Genomic DNA, 18,750 nt, shown 5'->3' on the forward strand with positions numbered 1-18,750 from the left:
CATAACACCTAGTTACTCGAACACCACTTCGCCTCTAACAATCGTCATCCATACTTCTGTCGATTTAATCGCTTCTGGAGGTAAGGTCGTGATGTCTTGCGATAACACTGCAAAATCGGCCGATTTACCGACCTCGATAGAGCCCGTTATATCATCGATTCCTAAGCTTTTCGCAGCGTTAATGGTGTAAGCATCCAGTGCTGCTGACGCATTAGGTAAACCAGTATTACCCATGATAAGGCTGTTACCAATGCCGATTAACGGATTGATATCGTGAACGTTCCAATCACTGCTTAAGGTGACGTTAGCCCCTGAATCGAACAAGGCTTTTAAGTTCATTAATGCCCGAGTTCGCTTGGCACCTAAGAAGGCTTCCGCCCACTGGTGTTCATGGTAAGCAACGTAATCAGAGCCGACTTGAAAATCCGCAGTCACATCAAGCTTGGCAAAGCGAGGTAAATCTTTGGAGTTCACCAGCTCGACGTGCGTTAAGGTGTAGTCTTTCTTGCTACCTTGCGCGCGAACAGACTCGACCGCATTCAGCGACTCTCTAATCGCTCCATCACCAATCGCATGAATGTGAGCGCCATAACCTATCTTATCAAGCTCTTGTAGCCACTCTGACATCGCTTGAGGCTCAATATAGTTAATGCCGTAGGGCTCGTCTGGAATATAGGTAAACAGATACGGGGCGAGTACCTTGGCGGTGCCGTTAATTAAGATGCCATCGCTGTACATTTTGACCTGATCCACCAGCAATAACTGTGAATGGTTATCGGAATGAATCGATTTTAGGTAGGTTAACTGAGCGGGCATGGGTTCTGTCGGATAGATCCAAGGCCGTAACGAGACTCGTGCGGTGAGATCACCACTTTCTTCGGCTTTCTGCCACACTTCATACCAACCTCGTTTCCAATACAGTCGACCGTCACCGATGGTTGTGATGCCATAAGTTCTCGCTTGCTCCAAGCCTTGCATTAACCCCTGATAGCTCTGCTCAAATTGGTTACGTAAGCTGTTCCAAGCCAGCTCAATAACAAGATCACCCGCATTATCGAGCAAGATCCCTAGCAACTCACCCGTTTCCTCGTCTTTTAAGATCTTACCTCCTTGTGGATCGGGGGACTGTCTGGTGATACCCGCTTGCCTTAACGCCGCAGAATTGACCCACATCGAATGAGACGTTTGCTCCATAAAGATCACAGGCTGCTCAGGAAAGATGGCATCAATCACCTGTAATGGCGTGCTGCCCTCTTCATCGGCCAGTAAGGACTCAATCGAGAAACCGTAACCCATGATCCACTCGCCTCGTGGAGTCTGCTGTCGACACGCTTTTAGGTAAGACACTTGACCTCGCAAACCTTCATCAAGGCTGAGCTCGCACTGAGACCCGGCATCAGAAGCGGCCTCAAAGACATGGTTGTGGTTATCAATAAAACCGGGGGAAACAAAGCCGCCTTGCAGGTCAACAAGATGAGTAGACTCGTCCATGACCTTATCCATCTCTTCGCTGTTGCCAACCAACAAAATTGTGCCATCAGCGACAGCGACAGAGTTGGCGCTTGGATGTCCGTGTATGACTCCATTGGTGAGAATCATATCTGCCGTTTGCGCAGACAACGCACCAGAACTTGCCACTAAACTTAGCACTACCGCTAACGTACGTTCCATTGTTTCATTCCTTTATCAGAAGACGAGTTCCAACAATTAGCCAAAGTATAGATCCGAAATACTGCTGGGTAAGTTCTGTACTAAACTCAACGATAATCATCTGTTTTTCCTTAGAGCGGGGGCACTATGCCACAGAAGCGGTTGGAATCGAACTATCGACCCTTGAAGCTAAACGTTCGAGCAACAGTTCCATATTTTTCGACGTTTGCCTTGCTGTACTCTCTAGCGTTATCAGCCGATGAAATCCAGCAAAGTGACTTAGTTAACCGCTTCGCTAAGCATTTCTCATCGTCCACTTTGTCCTTAGAGCAGCGCAAAGAAGAACTCCTGTGGTTTCAAACTGCCGCCAAGCCCTACCGTGGCGTCAAAATTAACGTCGTTTCAGAAGACATCCCTACTCACAGATACGAATCACTTGAGCTGGCGAGAATGTTCACTCAATTAACGGGCATACAGGTTATTCATGAAGTGGTGGGCGAAGACGATCTGGTTAAACGATTAGAATTGCACATGCAAACGGACATCAGCATCTATGATGGCTATGTCAATGACACAGACTTTATCGGTACCCATATTAGGAGCCAGAAAGTCATCCCTATCTCTGAATTTATCAGTGACCAATGGCACGAAATCACCCTGCCCAGCTTAGATATTGATGATTTCATTGGGCTTGAATTCGCCAAGGATGAGCAAGGCGTTGTTTACCAATTGCCCGACCAACAATTTGCCAATTTATATTGGTATCGACACGACTGGTTTAATCGCCCCGAATTACAAACCAAGTTCAAAGACAAGTATGGCTACCCTCTCGCCGTTCCACAAAACTGGCAGGCTTATCAAGATATTGCCCACTTCTTTACCTACGATGTCAAAGAGATTGATGGTGAGCGAATTTGGGGGCACTTTGACTATGGTAAGTACGAGCCGTCTTTGGGCTGGCGTATCTCAGACTCCTGGTTAAGTCTCGCAGGTGTCAATGATATTGGCCTACCCAGTGGCTCACCGGTTGGAGACTGGGGGATCCGCGCCGACGAATGTGTTCCCGTCGGGGCCAGTGTCAGTCGCGGTGGGGCTCTTAATAGTCCTGCGGCAATTTACGCTTTAGAAAAGTACAAGTTTTGGCTCAATGAATACGCGCCTCCTGAGTCCAAAACACTCACTTTTCGCACCACAGCGGATTGGCTCGCACAAGGAAAAGTCGCGCAACAGATTTTTTGGTACAGCGCCTTTATCCCGACACTACTGAGGCCAGAATCTAAAGTTACCGATGAGAATGGTAATCCACTATGGCGATTAGCCCCCTCACCACGTGGTCAGTACTGGCAACCGGGTATGAAGTCCGGCTATCAAGATGCAGGCTCTTGGACGTTTCTCCATTCAACGCCACCGAAGCAGCGTGAAGCCGCATGGCTATATGCTCAATTCACAGTATCGAAAACCGTCAGCTTCGATAAGTTGCTTAATGGTTTTACCCCGATTAGACACTCAGATGTTCATTCCGATGCTTTTACGCTGCTAAAACCTAAACTGGGTGGATTAGTCGAGTTTTACCAAAGTCCGGCCAAGCATGTTTGGACTCCTTCCGGCGTTAACATTCCAGATTACTCAACCATGGCTTCGATGTGGTGGCAGCATATTGGCGACTACCTCTATAGCGACATCACTGCCGCTCAAATGCTCAATCAGTTAGCCAATAAGTTTGATCAGCACCTCGCCGTACTTGCTAATGACGATTCACTGCGTTGCCGACCAAAACTCAATAACCAACAATCGCCAGACTATTGGCTCACTCAACCCGGCTCACCTTGGCCACAACGCTTAAAAGAGCCGCAAGGTAAGACTCTCCCCTTTTCTGATGTGTACAAAGTATGGAATGCATTAGAAGATTAATCGTGCTGTCGGGGCTCTTAAGTGCTGTCAGCCATGCCGAAGAGATTCGGCTTATCACCTTTTACTCCCCCCCTTTGGTCAATCATGAGGCCAGCGCAAATAACGGCGATACTTACCATATGGTCACACAAATGTTCGAACGCGCTGGCGTTGGGTTTGTCATCAATCATTCTCCTGAAGCAAGGGCAATGAAGTCAGCACGACGAGTAGAGAACGTCTGCTCTTTCCCTGTCGCTCGTTCGCAGTTGGTTGAAGCCAACTTTAATTGGGTCGGTCCAATTGCTATCAGCCAGTATGCGCTCTACCAAAAACAGCCCAATCAACCACAGCTACTCTCTCTGCAAGATGCCTCCCCATTGAAGATTGTCGCTTATGAAGGCTATCGCATTGCCAAGCAGCTAAAAGAACAAGGTTTTAATATCGTAATGACGGAAGAGATCGATGATGGATTGCAGATGCTGCGCCGTGACGGCATTGATTTATGGCTTTCTGATACCCGAACAGCGCAGGCGCTATCAGAAGATTTAGGCATTACGGTCGCCAATCAACCGTTTATTTTTCTCACTGATATTAAGTATCTTGCCTGCAATAAAGAGATCCCACCGAGTAAAATTGCCAAACTGCAGCAACAAATCAACAGTATGATCAAAGCCGGAGAGTTGGTACTCATCCCTCGCGATAACTAGTGGGTACATTCGCCAAGATCACACAAAAGACACTGCATAAGCCCAATCTCTGCCTCTTGCCCATAAAAAAACGGCCGCTATTTAGCGGCCGTTTACAGTGTAAAATAGGAAATTATTTGAACGTCATCGCCAGGGCAGCCGCGACATTGCGTGATGTCATCTCAACATTAAATGCCGCTTCTTTCAGTGCGGTTGGTAAGTCAGTTGCCCCAAGCACCACACTATAGACAGCATCTAAGCCGTGGTCATGCACCACTCGGCAATCTTGCGCGGTACTTCCGGCAATGCCAATCACAGGAAGGTTATAAAGCTTAGCCGTTCTGGCTACACCAATCGGCGTCTTACCATGAATGGTTTGACTATCAATGCGCCCTTCACCGGTGATAACTAAGTCGGCATCTTTAACTACTTCCGCCAGATTCACTGCATCCATCACGATGTTAATCCCCGGACGAAGCGTGGCATCAAACAAGCCTAGTAGCGCTGCACCAAGGCCTCCTGCCGCTCCTGCACCCGCTTGGTTGAGCACTTCTTTACCATTAGTTTGGCGAATCACCTCAGCATAGTGGGCAAGGTTGGCATCTAGCTGCTCGATCATCTCTGGCGTTGCGCCTTTTTGTGGACCGAACACATGTGAAGCGCCTTTCGGGCCACACAATGGGTTATCGACATCACACGCGACTTCTAGCTGAATGCTCGCTAGACGAGGATTTAAGTTTGATAAATCAATCGTCGCGAGGTCTGCTAACGCACCGCCACCGAAAGGCAGATCGTTACCTTGTGAATCGAGTAGTTTCGCTCCCAGTGCTTGCGCCATGCCGACACCACCGTCGTTGGTCGAGCTGCCACCAATGCCAACAATGATATGGCTAACGCCTTTATCTAACGCCGCTTTGACCAACTCTCCCGTACCAAAAGTAGTGGTGAGTAGTGGGTTACGTTGATCGGGTTCAACCAAATGCAAACCTGACGCCGCTGCCATTTCAATGACTGCTGTTGAACCATCACCGAGCAAACCGTAAAAACCTTCAACGGATTGACCAAGCGGACCTGTTACCGCAACCGAAACGATCTCTCCTCCGGTTGCGTCAACTAAAGATTGCACTGTGCCTTCGCCTCCATCCGCCATTGGCAATTTAATGTACTCTGCGTCTGGCATGATTTCTTTAAAACCACTTTCAATCGCAGTAGCCACTTCCATAGCGGTTAAACTTTCTTTGTAAGAATCAGGAGCGATAACTACTTTCATATAAGTTTCCTATTTGGCTTGCTATAGAAGAACAAGACTTAGAATGTAAACCAATGCCATCGCAGTCACGCCTTGAACCAGCGTTGCCATGGTTTGAGCTCGGTAAGCCAAGCCCACAGACATACGGCTGAACTGCGACACTACCCAGAAGAAGCTGTCATTTGCGTGTGATACCGTCATTGCACCAGCACCGATCGCCATTACCGTTAGCACTCGACCCATTTCAGAGTCTAGGCCTAGCTGAGCTAGCATTGGCGCAACCAGTGCCGATGTTGTTACCAAGGCTACTGTTGAAGAACCTTGCGCTGATTTCAGTGCAGCGGCAACGATGAATGGCATAAAGATACCCACGCCTAATGCTGATAATGTGGTGCCTAGGTATTCACCTAGCGGCGTTGCTTTTAGTACCGCACCAAATGCGCCACCCGCACCTGTGATGAGTAGAATTGGCGCTGCCGCAGTAATACCTTGGCTAATGCGCTCGCCGAACTCTTCCACCTTGTTGTCACTTTTCAGTAGGCGAACCGATAGGAACAAACCAATGATCAATGCCGTCAGCGGTTGACCAAGGAACGACAACACATCAAACAATGCACCATCACCGAGCGGTAAGCTTGGGAACTTAGCAATAGAACCTAGACAGATAAGCAAAATAGGAACAAAAATTGGGGCAAATGCTTGGCCTGCTGTTGGCAGTTCACCGTAAGAGGCTTTCAACGCTTTCCAATCTTGCTTCACTTCTTCAACGTGATCGTCATTATCTGGCTCTACGTCTTTAAAGCGGTTTGCCCACAACATACCGGCAAGCGCCGCCGTTGCTGCAACGAAGATACCAACACCAATCACTAAGCCAAGGTTCGACTCTAGACCTAGATTACCCGCCGCCGCAATTGGACCCGGCGTTGGTGGAACAAAGGTGTGCGTTGCGTATAGACCCGTTGCCAAAGCAACACTCATTGCCACGCTCGATGTTTTTAAGCGGTTCGCTAGTGACTCTTTTAACGAGTTCAAAATAACGAAGCCAGAGTCACAAAATACCGGTACCGATACGATGTAGCCGATGATACTCATGGTTAGCGTTGGGAATCGCTCGCCCAGCACTTTAATCACCGTGTCTGCCATGGTAATCGCTGCGCCACTTTTCTCTAGGATGACACCAATGATGGTGCCTAGAACAATCACTAAGCCGATGTAACCTAAGATTCCGCCAAAACCTGATGCGATGGTTTTCGCAATGCTGTCAGCAGGTAGACCGTAAGCAAAGGCCGCTAAAAAGGCTGCGACAATCAGTGCGAGAAAAGGGTGCAGTTTGAATTTGGTGGTTGCGAGGACGATAAAGGCTATCACCCCCAACAATATTAAGATAAGACTCATGATAACTCCGTTTATAATAGTATTCGTGCGAACGGTTGGCCGATGCCTTACGTTCAGAGTGCCTGTAGGGACGGTGTTATTATTCAGCGAAGTGTGCGCCATTCCTTTATGCAAAATGACAAATCTATCAACCTTAATACGCTATAAAATTGTCACCTTGCACAAACCAATGCGTTTACTCAGTGACATTTAATAGCTAAATATAACTGCACCTTATGATCTAAACTACTGATTTTTAAATTAGTTATCTCTTCTATCTTTTCTATTCGGTAACGAAGCGTATTTCGGTGAATATGTAGCACCGCACAAGTTTGAGCCAGATCGCAGTCCTGATCAAAAAATACTCGCAGTGTTTTAGCTAATACGCCTTTATCGTCCTTTTGTTGCAATAAACCCAATGGTTCTAGTAACTGAGCACGTCGCCACTGGTCTTGTTTTAAACCGCCGACCAGGACAGCCAATTTATGTTCCTGATAAAACAGAATGGCTTGCTTATTGTTGTCTGATCCAGCCATGGTGGCTTTGGCGGTTTCATACGAACGGGCAAGACCATCCACACCGGGAAAATATTGGCCCATCGCGATCTTAATAGAAAAGTCGGTTTCTTGAGCAATGCGCCTAAGCAGCTTTTTGACTCGTGTTTTTTCTTCTTCTAGATTCCACTTATCATTAACCACCGTCACCGGCTTTAACACCACGACTTCGTTATTCGACACCGACACAATACCGACAATGTTGTCTCGTTCTGGGTATTCCAGTAAGTGCACCAACTTTTGCAGGTGCTCTTGAGTTAATGGCTGCCCTTGCTTGGGTATCACTTTGACCGTTGCGGCGATTCTTGGCTGAGATAAATTCAAATCCAAACGCTCAGCAATCGACAACAACTGGTTTTCACTTAAGGTGGAACCTTGAATCAATTGCAGTAACAGCTCTTCACGATGACGTTTATTCCACTGAATCTGGGCCATTAAGGCTTCTTGTTCGATGATCAGTTCAGCGGCCATCTTGACCAGTTCACCATAGCTTCTTACTTCATCTGGCTGACCGGATATCCCCACCACACCTATCACGTTATCTTGATAAACAACGGGTAAGTTGATGCCTTCTTTCACACCGATCAGTGTGCTGGCCACCGTCTGATTGATTTCGACAATGCGGTTATCGTGTATTGCCAGCAGCGCGCCTTCATGGGTGCGATGCAAACGGGATGGATCACTCGAACCAATTATGATTCCGTTTTCATCCATCACGTTGACAGGAAACTGGATAATTTTCGTTGCTCGCTCAACAATTTGGCGGGCAATCAGGGTGTTTAACTGCATCTCTTTTGCCTTGTGATAATGGCCTATCGGCACACCCAAATAACATATCACAAGCTAAGTGACGTTGGCTGAACAGCGATTTCGCTCAGGTCACATAGAAAGAAAAAATCCCGAAGTAAGCTCGCAAGGTGCCTGCTAAGACGGAGACCGAGGATGCTCCTACCTATTGTCTTACAACGGGAACGCGTATTAAAAGGAGACAAAAACCTACGCGATTTAAGTTATATCAGCCAAGCTAAACTCCCCACATGAGGTAAGCCGAGCTGATACAGTGCATAGGGGTGGCAAGGGAGAGGAATCCTATTCACCCCAAACGGAAACGAACTCATTCCATCAAGGCGTACTAATCACGAATTGAGTGATTCGCACGTTTTTCAATCGCTTTGATAAGCGCGGAATGATCCCAGTTAGAACCGCCTTGCGCCGCACACTCTTCAAACAGCTCTTGCGCCGTCTGTGTGTTTGGCAGATCAATCTCTAGTTCACGAGCGCCTGTCAGGGCTAGGTCTAAATCTTTCTGGTGTAGTGAAATTCTAAAGCCAGGATCAAACGTACCTTCAATCATACGCTCACCGTGTACTTCCAAAATCTTCGAGCTGGCAAAGCCACCTAACAGAGCTTGACGAACGCGAGCCGGATCAGCACCTGCTTTCGACGCAAACACGAGCGCTTCCGACACCGCTTCAATGTTAAGTGCCACGATGATCTGGTTAGCGACTTTACACGTTTGGCCTGCGCCATTTTCACCAACAAGTGTGATGTTTTTACCCATCGCTTCAAACAGAGGACGAGCTGTGTCGAATGCTTCTTGAGCACCACCAACCATGATGCTCAGTGCCGCATTGATCGCACCGACTTCACCGCCAGATACCGGCGCATCTAGGTATTGCGCACCACTTTCATTAACGCGAGACGCAATCGCTTTGGTTGCCATTGGCGAGATAGAACTCATGTCGATAACCAGTTTGCCTTGTGCACCACCTGACGTTAGGCCCGCTTCTACACCGTTATCACCAAACAGAACATCTTCGACTTGTGGTGTGTTTGGTACCATCAGAATGATGACATCTGCCGCTTCAGTCGCCGCTTGAGCAGAATTAACCACCTGAGCGCCCGCAGCTACAAGGTCATTTGGTGCAGGGTTGAAGTGGTCAGATAGAACCAAGTCATGGCCTGCTTTTTGTAGATTAGCCGCCATTGGACGACCCATGATACCTGTACCGATAAATGCAATTTTCATAATATGTTCTCCGTAACGTTTGCCCACCCAATCGATGGGCATTCACCGCATTAGCGGTATAGGTTGAGCCAATCTAGGCCTTCAGTTGTGGTGGTTTTCGGCTTGTATTCACAGCCCACCCAGCCCTGATAACCAAGGTCATCTAAATGCTTTAGTACAAACGGATAGTTGATTTCGCCTGTGCCTGGCTCATGGCGACCTGGGTTGTCTGCCAATTGCACGTGAGCAATTTGGTCGATATTAGCCGTCATGGTCGGGGTAAGATCCCCTTCCATGATTTGCATGTGATAGATGTCGTATTGAATAGACAAGTTATCGCTGCCAACTTCTTTGATGACCGCTTTCGCTTGCTCGGTTGTATTGAGGAAGAAGCCAGGAATATCACGGGTGTTAATGGCTTCGATCACCAATCGAATACCCGCTTCTTTCAACGCTTGCGCCGCATAGCGAAGGTTAATCACAAAGGTGGCATATGCATCAATGTCGCTCACCCCTTGTGGAACGATCCCTGCGAGGCAGTTGATTTGGGTATTACCCAATACTTTGGCGTAGGCGATTGCCTTTGCCACACCAGACTGGAATTCTTCGACTCGGCTTGGGTCAACGGCGATACCGCGGTCGCCCCCTTCCCAGTCACCGGCCGGTAGGTTGAATAACACTTGGGTAAGTTGGTTTTCATCCAGTTTCTCCTTAATCTGCTCGGCTTCAAGCGCATAAGGGAACAGGTATTCGACCCCTTGAAATCCTGCTTTTGCGGCTGCTTCAAAACGGTCTTCAAATTCCAGCTCGGTAAATAACATGGATAGATTTGCTGCAAACTTTGCCATTGCTATGTCCTTATACTTGCTATTAATCTCGGTGAATCAGTGCGGTTGGTGCGTCGTCAACGCTTTCTGCGAGTGATTCAAACTCGTTGATCGCATCAATTTCTACGCCCATAGCGATGTTTGTTACACGCTCAAGAATCACTTCTACAACCACTGGAACTTTGTGCTTGTTCATCAGCTCTTTCGCTTGTACAAACGCCTCTTGCATCTGCTCTGGGTCCGTCACTCGGATCGCTTTACAACCTAAGCCTTCCACTACCGTTACGTGGTCAACACCATAACCATTCAGCTCAGGCGCATTTTGGTTTTCAAACGCCAGCTGAACACAGTAATCGATGTCAAATTGACGCTGCGCTTGGCGAATTAGACCTAGGTAAGAGTTGTTCACCAATACGTGGATGTAAGGCAAGTTGAACTGAGCACCTACTGCCAATTCTTCAATCATGAACTGGAAGTCGTAGTCACCTGAAATCGCTACGATGTCACGATTTGGATCCGCGGCACGTACACCCAATGCAGCTGGTGTTGTCCAACCTAGTGGACCTGCTTGACCACAGTTGATCCAGTGGCGAGGTTTGTATACGTGCAGGAACTGGGCGGCAGCGATTTGTGATAGGCCAATGGTGCTCACGTAGCAGGTGTCTCGGCCGAACGCTTTGTTCATCTCTTCGTAAACACGCATTGGTTTGATTGGTGCATCGGTATAGTGCGTTTTACGTAGCATGGTTGCTTTACGCTGCTGACATTCGCCTACCCACGCGCTGCGGTTTGGCAGTTTGCCGGCATCTCGCCATTCACGCGCTACTTCAACCAATAGCTCTAGTGCGGATTTCGCATCCGACACGATGCCGAGATCTGGACAGAACACACGACCAATTTGCGTTGGCTCGATATCTACGTGAACAAACTTACGTCCTTTGGTGTACACATCCAGAGAACCGGTATGACGGTTGGCCCAGCGGTTACCGATGCCAAATACAAAGTCAGACTCCAGCATGGTTGCGTTACCATAGCGATGCGCGGTTTGCAGACCGACCATACCTGCCATCAGCTCATGATCATCGGCGATTGAGCCCCACCCCATCAATGTTGGGATTACAGGTACACCAGTGATCTCAGCAAACTGCTGTAGGAGCTCTTCAGCACCCGCGTTAATCACACCACCGCCAGAAACGATCAGCGGATTGGCCGAATCACACATCATCTCCATCGCTTTCTCAACCTGAGCACGAGTCGCTTTTGGTTGATAAGCCTCTAGTGGTTCATAAGTATCGATATCGAACTCAATTTCCGTTAGCTGAACATCCAGCGGAAGGTCGATAAGCACTGGTCCAGGTCGGCCAGAGCGCATTAAGTGAAACGCTTGTTGGAATGCGCGTGGCACCTGCGCTGGTTCTAGCACTGTCGTTGCCCACTTAGTCACAGGTTTAGCAATAGATTCAATGTCTACTGCTTGGAAGTCTTCTTTATGTAGACGCGCTCTTGGCGCCTGACCGGTAATACATAAAATAGGTATTGAGTCAGCCGAAGCCGAGTACAAACCTGTGATCATATCGGTACCCGCCGGACCTGATGTGCCGATACACACACCGATATTGCTTTGATTGGTTCGGGTGTAACCTTCTGCCATATGAGAAGCGCCTTCAACGTGACGCGCTAATACATGATCAATACCACCCAGCTTTTTCATCGCTGCGTACATAGGGTTGATGGCTGCGCCAGGGACGCCGAAGGCAATGTCCACACCTTCCTTTTTCAACACTTCTACCGCTGCCTCTATTGCCTTCATCTTTGCCATGCGAACCTCCATTTCGATTGTATACAATTCAAAGATACTTTGTGTACTATGAATCATATTTCGATTTTGGCAACCCCCATTTGCAACATTTTTCCAACATAGAGCAATAGCTCGAAGCGATCACTAACCCCGAAATGCCTAGAAATCATTACTTTATATAAAATATCTTCACGTAAAAATAATTTCACTCAGAGACAAATGAAAAATAATTGTTAAATACCCTTTGATTGTTTACATAATTTGAAATATAAGTACTTCTGAAAGGTAGATTTTGTACACAAAATCATTCGCTATTGTTTAAAGGAGACAAACAATGAGTCTGAACGATGTAGCAGAAAAAGCGGAAACCGCTTGTCTGCGCGTAATTGGTAATACGGATAACCCAGAGTACCAAGCCATCCTATCTAATGAGGCACTTTCTTTTCTTTCCAAATTGGTTGAAAAGTTTACGCCTCGCCGAGATGCCCTACTACAAGCCCGTGAAGAACAACAAAAACGCTACGATGCGGGTGAGTTACCTAACTTTAGAACGGATACCCAGTCCATCCGCGACAATAAGAGTTGGAAAGTGGCCACGCCACCGCCTGAGTTGCTTGATCGTCGCGTCGAAATCACTGGCCCCATTGAACGAAAGATGGTGATCAATGCACTGAACTCTGGCGCAAAAGTGTTCATGTGTTGCTTCGAGGACGCGTCGTCACCAACTTGGGAGAACATGGTTGAAGGACAGATCAACCTACGTGATGCCAACGCACGAACCATCAGTTATCACGATCAAGCAAAAAACAAACACTATCAGCTCAGTGATGACCCAGCGTTATTGATTGCCCGTCCGCGAGGCCTGCACCTGCCGGAGCAATCTATTCAATACGCAGATAAGCCAATCCCAGGCTGTCTGATGGACTTCGCGCTGTACTTCTATCACAACTACTTAACTCGCGCTGAGCAGGGGTTAGGTGTGTACTACTACATTCCAAAACTAGAGAGCATGGAAGAGTCCCAGTGGTGGGATGATGTGTTCTCGTTTACGGAAGATTATTTCGGGGTTCAACGCGGTACAGTTCGCGCGACGGTGCTGATCGAAACCTTGCCAGCCGTATTCCAAATGGATGAAATGCTTTACGCCATGCGTGATCATATTGTGGCGATGAACTGTGGTCGATGGGACTACATCTTTAGCTACATTAAAACGCTGAAAAACCACGCTGATCGTATCTTGCCAGATCGACACGTTGTCGGCATGGATAAAGCCTTCCTCAATGCCTACAGCCAATTACTGATTCGTACCTGCCACCAGCGAGGCGCGTTAGCAATGGGCGGTATGTCGGCGTTTATTCCGGCCAAAGATCCCGCTGAAATGGAGCGCGTGACCGCCAAAGTGATCGAAGATAAAGAGCGAGAGTCTCGCAACGGTCACGATGGTACTTGGGTTGCGCACCCTGCTTTGGTTGATCTGGCGATGTCCGTGTTTGAAAAGAACCTAGACGGTAAGCCAAACCAGCTGGATTTCGTGAGTCCATCTCACGATATTGGCGCAGACATTCTGCTTCAACCTTGTGAAGGCAGTCGCGATGAAGCTGGCGTGCGTAAGAATATCCGCATTGCCCTTTACTACATTGAAGCGTGGATTCAAGGCTACGGCTGTGTGCCAATCTACGGCTTGATGGAAGATGCTGCAACCGCAGAGATCTCTCGTGCCAATATCTGGCAGTGGATTCGCCATAGTGTCCAACTCGACGACGGACAAACCTTTACCAAAGAGCTCTTCCACACTTGGTTGTATCAAGAGCTCGATACGATTAAACAGGAAGTGGGTGATGCTCGTTATGCAGCAGGCCGCTTTGAACAAACCGCTGACCTTTTCTTCGAGCTGTCTACCGCAGAAGAGTTCGCCACCTTCCTGACCTTACCAAGCTATCAGCTTCTGCAAGAGGCTGGTTAATCTCTGGCTCACAATCGTGTGAGAGAGATTGAAGACTATAGGAGATAACATGGGAAGTTTAACTCTAGAACAAGCGCTAAGTGTCATTGACGGCACGTTTCAGGCCGGTTCGCAAACCAAAAGTGCACCGCTGACTGTCGCAGTATTAGACAGTGGTGGCAAACTGATCTCTCTCCAAAGGCAAGATGGCTCAAGCATGATGCGACCAGACATCGCCATTGCCAAAGCTTGGGGAGCACTCGCTCTCGGCTGTTCGTCGCGTAAATTAGCTCAAGATGCTGATAACCGGCCGGCCTTCATCTCTGCGGTTAATGTTTTGGCTCACGGTAATATGGTTCCCGTCCCTGGCGGCCTATTGATCCGAGATTCACATAAAAACATTCTCGGAGCCGTTGGCGTCAGCGGTGATTTGTCTGATATTGACGAAAGCTGCGCACTGGGTGGGATCGATCATGCACAGCTCTATTGCGATGAGTCGCTCTCTTAGTTACTTCCCGATATCTGCTACACAAACAAAAACGCCCTCATCCAAATGAGGGCGTTATTTTCTCAAAACTGTTAATTACTCGTACTGAGTCAACCAACCTTTGGTCAAGGTATTCATCTGCTTTTTCTGGTTAGTGTTTAAACCTTTCACCAACTTGGCTTGCACAGCTGCGTGCTCTTCAATGATTTTATCGATAAGCACAAACCCATCTTGAGTCAGCTCAACCGTCACACTACGGCGGTCTTCTTTGCTGTGCTCACGGCCAATCAGACCTTTCTTCTCAAGTTTGTCCAATCGATTGGTCATTGCACCTGAGGTCAACATCATTGAATCAATCAACTCTGATGGGGTTAAACGGAAAGGCTGACCGCTGCGGCGCAGGGTTGCCAATACATCAAACTCCCCCAACTTAAGGTCGTAACGCTTATGTAACTGAGCGACTTCCGTTTCCATATATTTGGCGATACGCATCAGCCGGCCCATGATCGCCATTGGCTCTGTATCTAACTCTGGCTTTTCCTTAGCCCACTGCTCAACTACTCTATCAATAGCGTCCATGAAAATTTGTCTCCACTAACCATGAATAGCCATCTGAACTCAATCAGATTGGTATATAAAATGCTGTTTTGAGTATCTTAACATGAAGATACTTTACAAACATCGATTTTAAGCGTACATTCATCACAAAAGTATCTTAACGTAAAGATAGTTATTATGAATATATTACTTGCAATGATTCCGGCGTTCTTTTGGGGCACCACGTATGCAGTGACGCAATACACACTCGCAGACTGGCCACCTCTGCTGCTGGGCGCAATTCGAGCGCTGCCAGCCGGACTTCTGTTGCTCGCATTTAAGCCAACCTTACCAAAAAAAGGCGAATGGCAGATCTTGTTCAGCCTAGGACTGATTAACATTGCGACCTTCTTTGGCTTGATCTTTGTGATGGCGCTGACACTGCCTTCTGCCATTTCAGGTGTGGGTATGATCTCGGTGCCTGTGTTTGCAATGATGTACAACTGGCTGATCAACAAAAATAAACCGAGCCTAATTCAAGGGGTGAGCGGAGCTGCCTTGATTGCTCTGGCGTGGATGCTGTTTGACCCGAGTTCAATTAGCCTTAATCCGATTGGTCTAGGTGCGATGCTGGCAGCCATCATGTGTATCGTAGTGGGTAGCTCGATCACCAAGTCTTTGGGTAATCGCATGCATTGGTGGACGGTGTTGACTTGGCAGCTGATTTTGGGTGGCGTGATTCTCTCAATCGCGGCTGGTGTGCAAGCGATCAAAGAACCAAGCACTTATGCGTCAGTCATTGAGCATTTCTCGATGACCAATTTAAGCGGCCTACTTTGGGTAGTTGGGTTAAACACAGCATTAGGTTACGGCATGTATGTGTGGTTGCTGCAACGTATGTCAGTGGTGGACTTCACCTTTGGTGGCATTGCCAACCCAATCGCAGGCATTGTGACAGGTTTAGTATTACTTGGGGAATCATTCACCCCATTCCAGTACAGCCTGATGATCGGTATGATTGTCATGTCATTGCTGCCACAAGCTATTTTGGCGATTCGACAGAATAGACCTTCACCGGTCGAGTGTCAGCAACACTAATAGAACACGCCGCACCATTGAGTGCGGCTTTTTTACATCGAGCTTAAAACTTGTATCTCATACCCATGTTCACTGACGAGATCACACCCGTATCCGTATCGACGACTTCATAGGTAGTTTGTGCCGAGATATGTTGAGTAAAATCATAGCCAAGACCTAATCCCCACACCATGCTTGAATCACTGTTTGACGAAGCGACTGAGATTGAGTTTGCGCCAATATTGGTTGCTGTCGTCGAGTCAATGCTGAAACTATGTAAGCCTGCTTTGGCGTAGATGTTGAACTGCTCGCCAATATAGAATTTAGGCAAAATATTAATACCCATCGATGTCATATCCAGCTGAGAAGCAATATTAAGACCGTTTGGATCAATCGTGCCACTCACGCCACCAAGGTCTTTATATTCGAACTCTGCCCCCAGCACAAAGAAGCTGCCAAACGCGAAATCATAGCCCGCGTTCACAGCGTAACCATTGCGCGTCTCTTTCTTTTCAAAAGAAGCAAAGTCCTCATAAAGGCTTGAGTAACCCATTTTTGAGTAGGCTGCACCAACATAGAAGCCGTTGTGCGCAAGAGCCGCGCCCGATAGCGTTGATGCAATGATGGATAATGTAATGATTGATTTTTTCATACTGCTTTTTCTCTTGGTCATATTGTTTAACGGTGCTCGGCGCGGCACTTGATCTGCAGAGAAATATATCATTATAAAAACTAGGGCATTGTAAGAGGGTGTAAGCAAGGTAAGTTGCGTAAGTGCCCTCCTTTCATTGTTGCAGCATAGCAACACTTATTTGATTAAATTGCTATATATCAACTAACCCCATTTCCTTAATATACCCCCATCGCAACAGACCAGCTTGGTTAGAGAGTTGCTTCTTAATGAATATTTGGAGAGTCAAAATGAAAAAGTTAGTTGTTATTACAGGTGCAAGTTCTGGTATTGGTGAAGCAATTGCTCGTCGTATGAGCGCAGCAGGTCACCCTCTGCTTCTTTTGGCTCGCCGTGTTGAGCGCCTTGAAGCACTAGACCTACCAAACACGCTATGTGAAAAAGTAGACGTAACAGACAAAGCCTCTTTTGAAGCAGCGATTGCGAAAGCTGAAGCGGTATACGGTGAAACTGACTGCATCGTGAATAACGCAGGTATGATGCTACTCAGCGAGCTTGCTGACCAAGATGCAGCAGAGTGGAAAACCATGTTCGATGTAAACGTAATTGGCCTAATGAACGGCATGCAAGCGGTTCTTGCCCCAATGAAGGCACGTCAATCAGGCACCATCATCAACGTAAGCTCGGTTGCGGGACGCAAAACTTTCCCGAACCACGCGGCTTACTGTGGGACTAAATTTGCGGTTCACGCAATTTCTGAAAACGTTCGTGAAGAAGTCGCAGAGTCAAACGTTCGTGTAACGACTATTGCCCCTGGAGCAGTAGAAACCGAGCTTCTTTCTCACACAACTTCTGATGAGATCAAAGCGGGTTACGAAGATTGGAAAGAGAGCATGGAAGGCGTATTGGTCGCTGATGACATCGCTCGCACTGTAGAGTTTGCTTACCAACAACCTCAAGGCGTTTGTATCCGTGAGATTGTGGTTGCAGCGACTCGTCAACAGCCATAATCAAACCAAGCATTTGACTTTAAATAGCCTCGCACTGCGGGGCTATTTTCGTTTTCTATCATAAAAGTGAAACAGCGGTTCGATAGTGACTCAGATGAGAGACAAAGAGTAATGACCCGAGGTGAGGAAATTTTATACAGCGCAACTTTGCTACTCTTAATCGACTAAACCCTTTCAGAGGTGCGCTGTGTTACAGACTTATTTTACCAACACCAAACTTTTGCTCACCGAATTTGTGAAGTATTACTTTGCTGCCGTTCTCGTTATTGGTTTGAAAGGGGAGCTGTTTAACATCGCCTTAAGGGTTTGGTCAGATAATCAAATGTCTTTCTATGGTGATGGGCTATGGCAAATAACTTTAGTACTGGCCTTTTTCATTACGTGCTGCGTTTTATTCAATAAATATTGTCCTGATTAGAATCTCTATTACACTGGCTTAATGACTCGGCATGGGTTACCTGCGGCCACTACGTTAGCTGGCACATCTTTGGTTACCACGCTGCCGGCCCCAATCACACTATTATCGCCAATGGTGACACCTGGACAAACAATCACACCACCACCTAACCAGACATTGTTACCAATGGTGATTGGAGTACCAAACTCTACCCCTTCTTCCACTCGGCCTTTTACATCGAGTGGGTGGCCTGCGGTATAAATCTGCACATTTGGGGCAAAGAGTACGTTATCACCGATATGCACTTCAGCCACATCAAGGACAACGCAATTGAAGTTGGCGTAAAAGTTTTTCCCGACCTTGATGTTTGAGCCGTAATCACAACGAAATGGCGGTTCTAAATAGGCATCCTTTGCACTCGGTATAAGCTCATCGATGGCACTACGCCACTCTTGAGTATCTGGAATACTGTTATTGAGCTGTTGTAACGTCTTGCGACAGTGAATACGCTCGCTATACAGCTGCTTATCCCAAGCGTCATAAGGCTCACCCGCGAGCATCTTCTCTTTTTCAGTTCTCATCTCTGTTACCAAAAATATTGAGTATTTGGGGTCGAATATCGCATATCAACCT

General features: G+C 47.4%; 16 protein-coding genes. 6 read left to right on the forward strand and 10 right to left on the reverse strand.

The window, feature by feature from the left end:
- Positions 1 to 12 precede the first annotated feature (12 nt).
- Complete coding sequence (locus EJ063_RS03530) at positions 13 to 1,671, reverse strand: amidohydrolase (RefSeq protein WP_126572620.1); 1,659 nt, start codon at positions 1,669 to 1,671, stop codon at positions 13 to 15.
- Between the two features lie 126 nt (positions 1,672 to 1,797).
- On the opposite strand from EJ063_RS03530, the gene EJ063_RS03535 reads away from it, so the two are divergent.
- Positions 1,798 to 3,561 (forward strand): ABC transporter substrate-binding protein, encoded by a 1,764-nt coding sequence (locus EJ063_RS03535; protein ID WP_126572621.1) that lies wholly within the window; start codon positions 1,798 to 1,800, stop codon positions 3,559 to 3,561.
- Between the two features lie 131 nt (positions 3,562 to 3,692).
- A complete protein-coding gene (locus tag EJ063_RS03540; protein WP_126572622.1) occupies positions 3,693 to 4,247 on the forward strand; it encodes a transporter substrate-binding domain-containing protein in 555 nt (184 codons plus the stop codon).
- Between the two features lie 112 nt (positions 4,248 to 4,359).
- On the opposite strand, the gene EJ063_RS03545 is transcribed toward EJ063_RS03540, so the two are convergent.
- The 6 genes from EJ063_RS03545 to gcl all read right to left on the reverse strand — a co-directional run bounded on the left by EJ063_RS03545 (position 4,360) and on the right by gcl (position 12,057).
- Positions 4,360 to 5,496: a glycerate kinase gene (locus tag EJ063_RS03545; protein ID WP_126572623.1), complete on the reverse strand. Its 1,137-nt coding sequence runs from the start codon at positions 5,494 to 5,496 to the stop codon at positions 4,360 to 4,362.
- A 21-nt stretch (positions 5,497 to 5,517) separates the two neighbouring features.
- On the reverse strand, positions 5,518 to 6,870 hold the full coding sequence (locus EJ063_RS03550; RefSeq protein ID WP_126572624.1) for a GntP family permease: 1,353 nt from the start codon (positions 6,868 to 6,870) through the stop codon (positions 5,518 to 5,520).
- Between the two features lie 179 nt (positions 6,871 to 7,049).
- Positions 7,050 to 8,192: a sugar diacid recognition domain-containing protein gene (locus EJ063_RS03555; protein WP_126572625.1), complete on the reverse strand. Its 1,143-nt coding sequence runs from the start codon at positions 8,190 to 8,192 to the stop codon at positions 7,050 to 7,052.
- Positions 8,193 to 8,535: 343 nt separating this feature from the next.
- Positions 8,536 to 9,435, reverse strand: coding sequence for a 2-hydroxy-3-oxopropionate reductase (locus EJ063_RS03560; RefSeq protein ID WP_208640352.1), 900 nt, complete (start codon positions 9,433 to 9,435; stop codon positions 8,536 to 8,538).
- Between the two features lie 47 nt (positions 9,436 to 9,482).
- A complete protein-coding gene (hyi, locus tag EJ063_RS03565; protein WP_126572627.1) occupies positions 9,483 to 10,259 on the reverse strand; it encodes a hydroxypyruvate isomerase in 777 nt (258 codons plus the stop codon).
- A gap of 22 nt (positions 10,260 to 10,281) precedes the next feature.
- Positions 10,282 to 12,057, reverse strand: coding sequence for a glyoxylate carboligase (gene gcl, locus EJ063_RS03570; RefSeq protein WP_126572628.1), 1,776 nt, complete (start codon positions 12,055 to 12,057; stop codon positions 10,282 to 10,284).
- Positions 12,058 to 12,370: 313 nt separating this feature from the next.
- Here gcl and aceB point away from each other — a divergent pair, with 313 nt between their 5' ends.
- Positions 12,371 to 13,999 (forward strand): malate synthase A, encoded by a 1,629-nt coding sequence (aceB, locus tag EJ063_RS03575; RefSeq protein WP_126572629.1) that lies wholly within the window; start codon positions 12,371 to 12,373, stop codon positions 13,997 to 13,999.
- Positions 14,000 to 14,048: 49 nt separating this feature from the next.
- Positions 14,049 to 14,486 carry a GlcG/HbpS family heme-binding protein gene (locus tag EJ063_RS03580; protein WP_126572630.1) on the forward strand — a complete coding sequence of 146 codons (438 nt, stop codon included), beginning with the start codon at positions 14,049 to 14,051 and terminating at the stop codon, positions 14,484 to 14,486.
- Between the two features lie 75 nt (positions 14,487 to 14,561).
- Here the strand turns inward: EJ063_RS03580 and EJ063_RS03585 are convergent, their stop codons facing one another.
- Positions 14,562 to 15,044: a MarR family winged helix-turn-helix transcriptional regulator gene (locus EJ063_RS03585; RefSeq protein WP_126572631.1), complete on the reverse strand. Its 483-nt coding sequence runs from the start codon at positions 15,042 to 15,044 to the stop codon at positions 14,562 to 14,564.
- A gap of 156 nt (positions 15,045 to 15,200) precedes the next feature.
- Here EJ063_RS03585 and EJ063_RS03590 point away from each other — a divergent pair, with 156 nt between their 5' ends.
- A complete protein-coding gene (locus EJ063_RS03590) occupies positions 15,201 to 16,100 on the forward strand; it encodes a DMT family transporter (RefSeq protein ID WP_126572632.1) in 900 nt (299 codons plus the stop codon).
- Positions 16,101 to 16,143: 43 nt separating this feature from the next.
- Here the strand turns inward: EJ063_RS03590 and EJ063_RS03595 are convergent, their stop codons facing one another.
- A complete protein-coding gene (locus EJ063_RS03595; protein WP_126572633.1) occupies positions 16,144 to 16,731 on the reverse strand; it encodes an outer membrane protein in 588 nt (195 codons plus the stop codon).
- Positions 16,732 to 17,000: 269 nt separating this feature from the next.
- Here EJ063_RS03595 and EJ063_RS03600 point away from each other — a divergent pair, with 269 nt between their 5' ends.
- A complete protein-coding gene (locus EJ063_RS03600; protein WP_126572634.1) occupies positions 17,001 to 17,720 on the forward strand; it encodes an SDR family oxidoreductase in 720 nt (239 codons plus the stop codon).
- Positions 17,721 to 18,146: 426 nt separating this feature from the next.
- Here the strand turns inward: EJ063_RS03600 and EJ063_RS03610 are convergent, their stop codons facing one another.
- Positions 18,147 to 18,698 (reverse strand): sugar O-acetyltransferase, encoded by a 552-nt coding sequence (locus EJ063_RS03610; RefSeq protein WP_126572636.1) that lies wholly within the window; start codon positions 18,696 to 18,698, stop codon positions 18,147 to 18,149.
- Between the last annotated feature and the right edge of the window lie 52 nt (positions 18,699 to 18,750).

The organism is Vibrio aquaticus (genome assembly GCF_003970385.1).
GTDB classification, from domain to species: Bacteria; Pseudomonadota; Gammaproteobacteria; order Enterobacterales; family Vibrionaceae; genus Vibrio; species Vibrio aquaticus.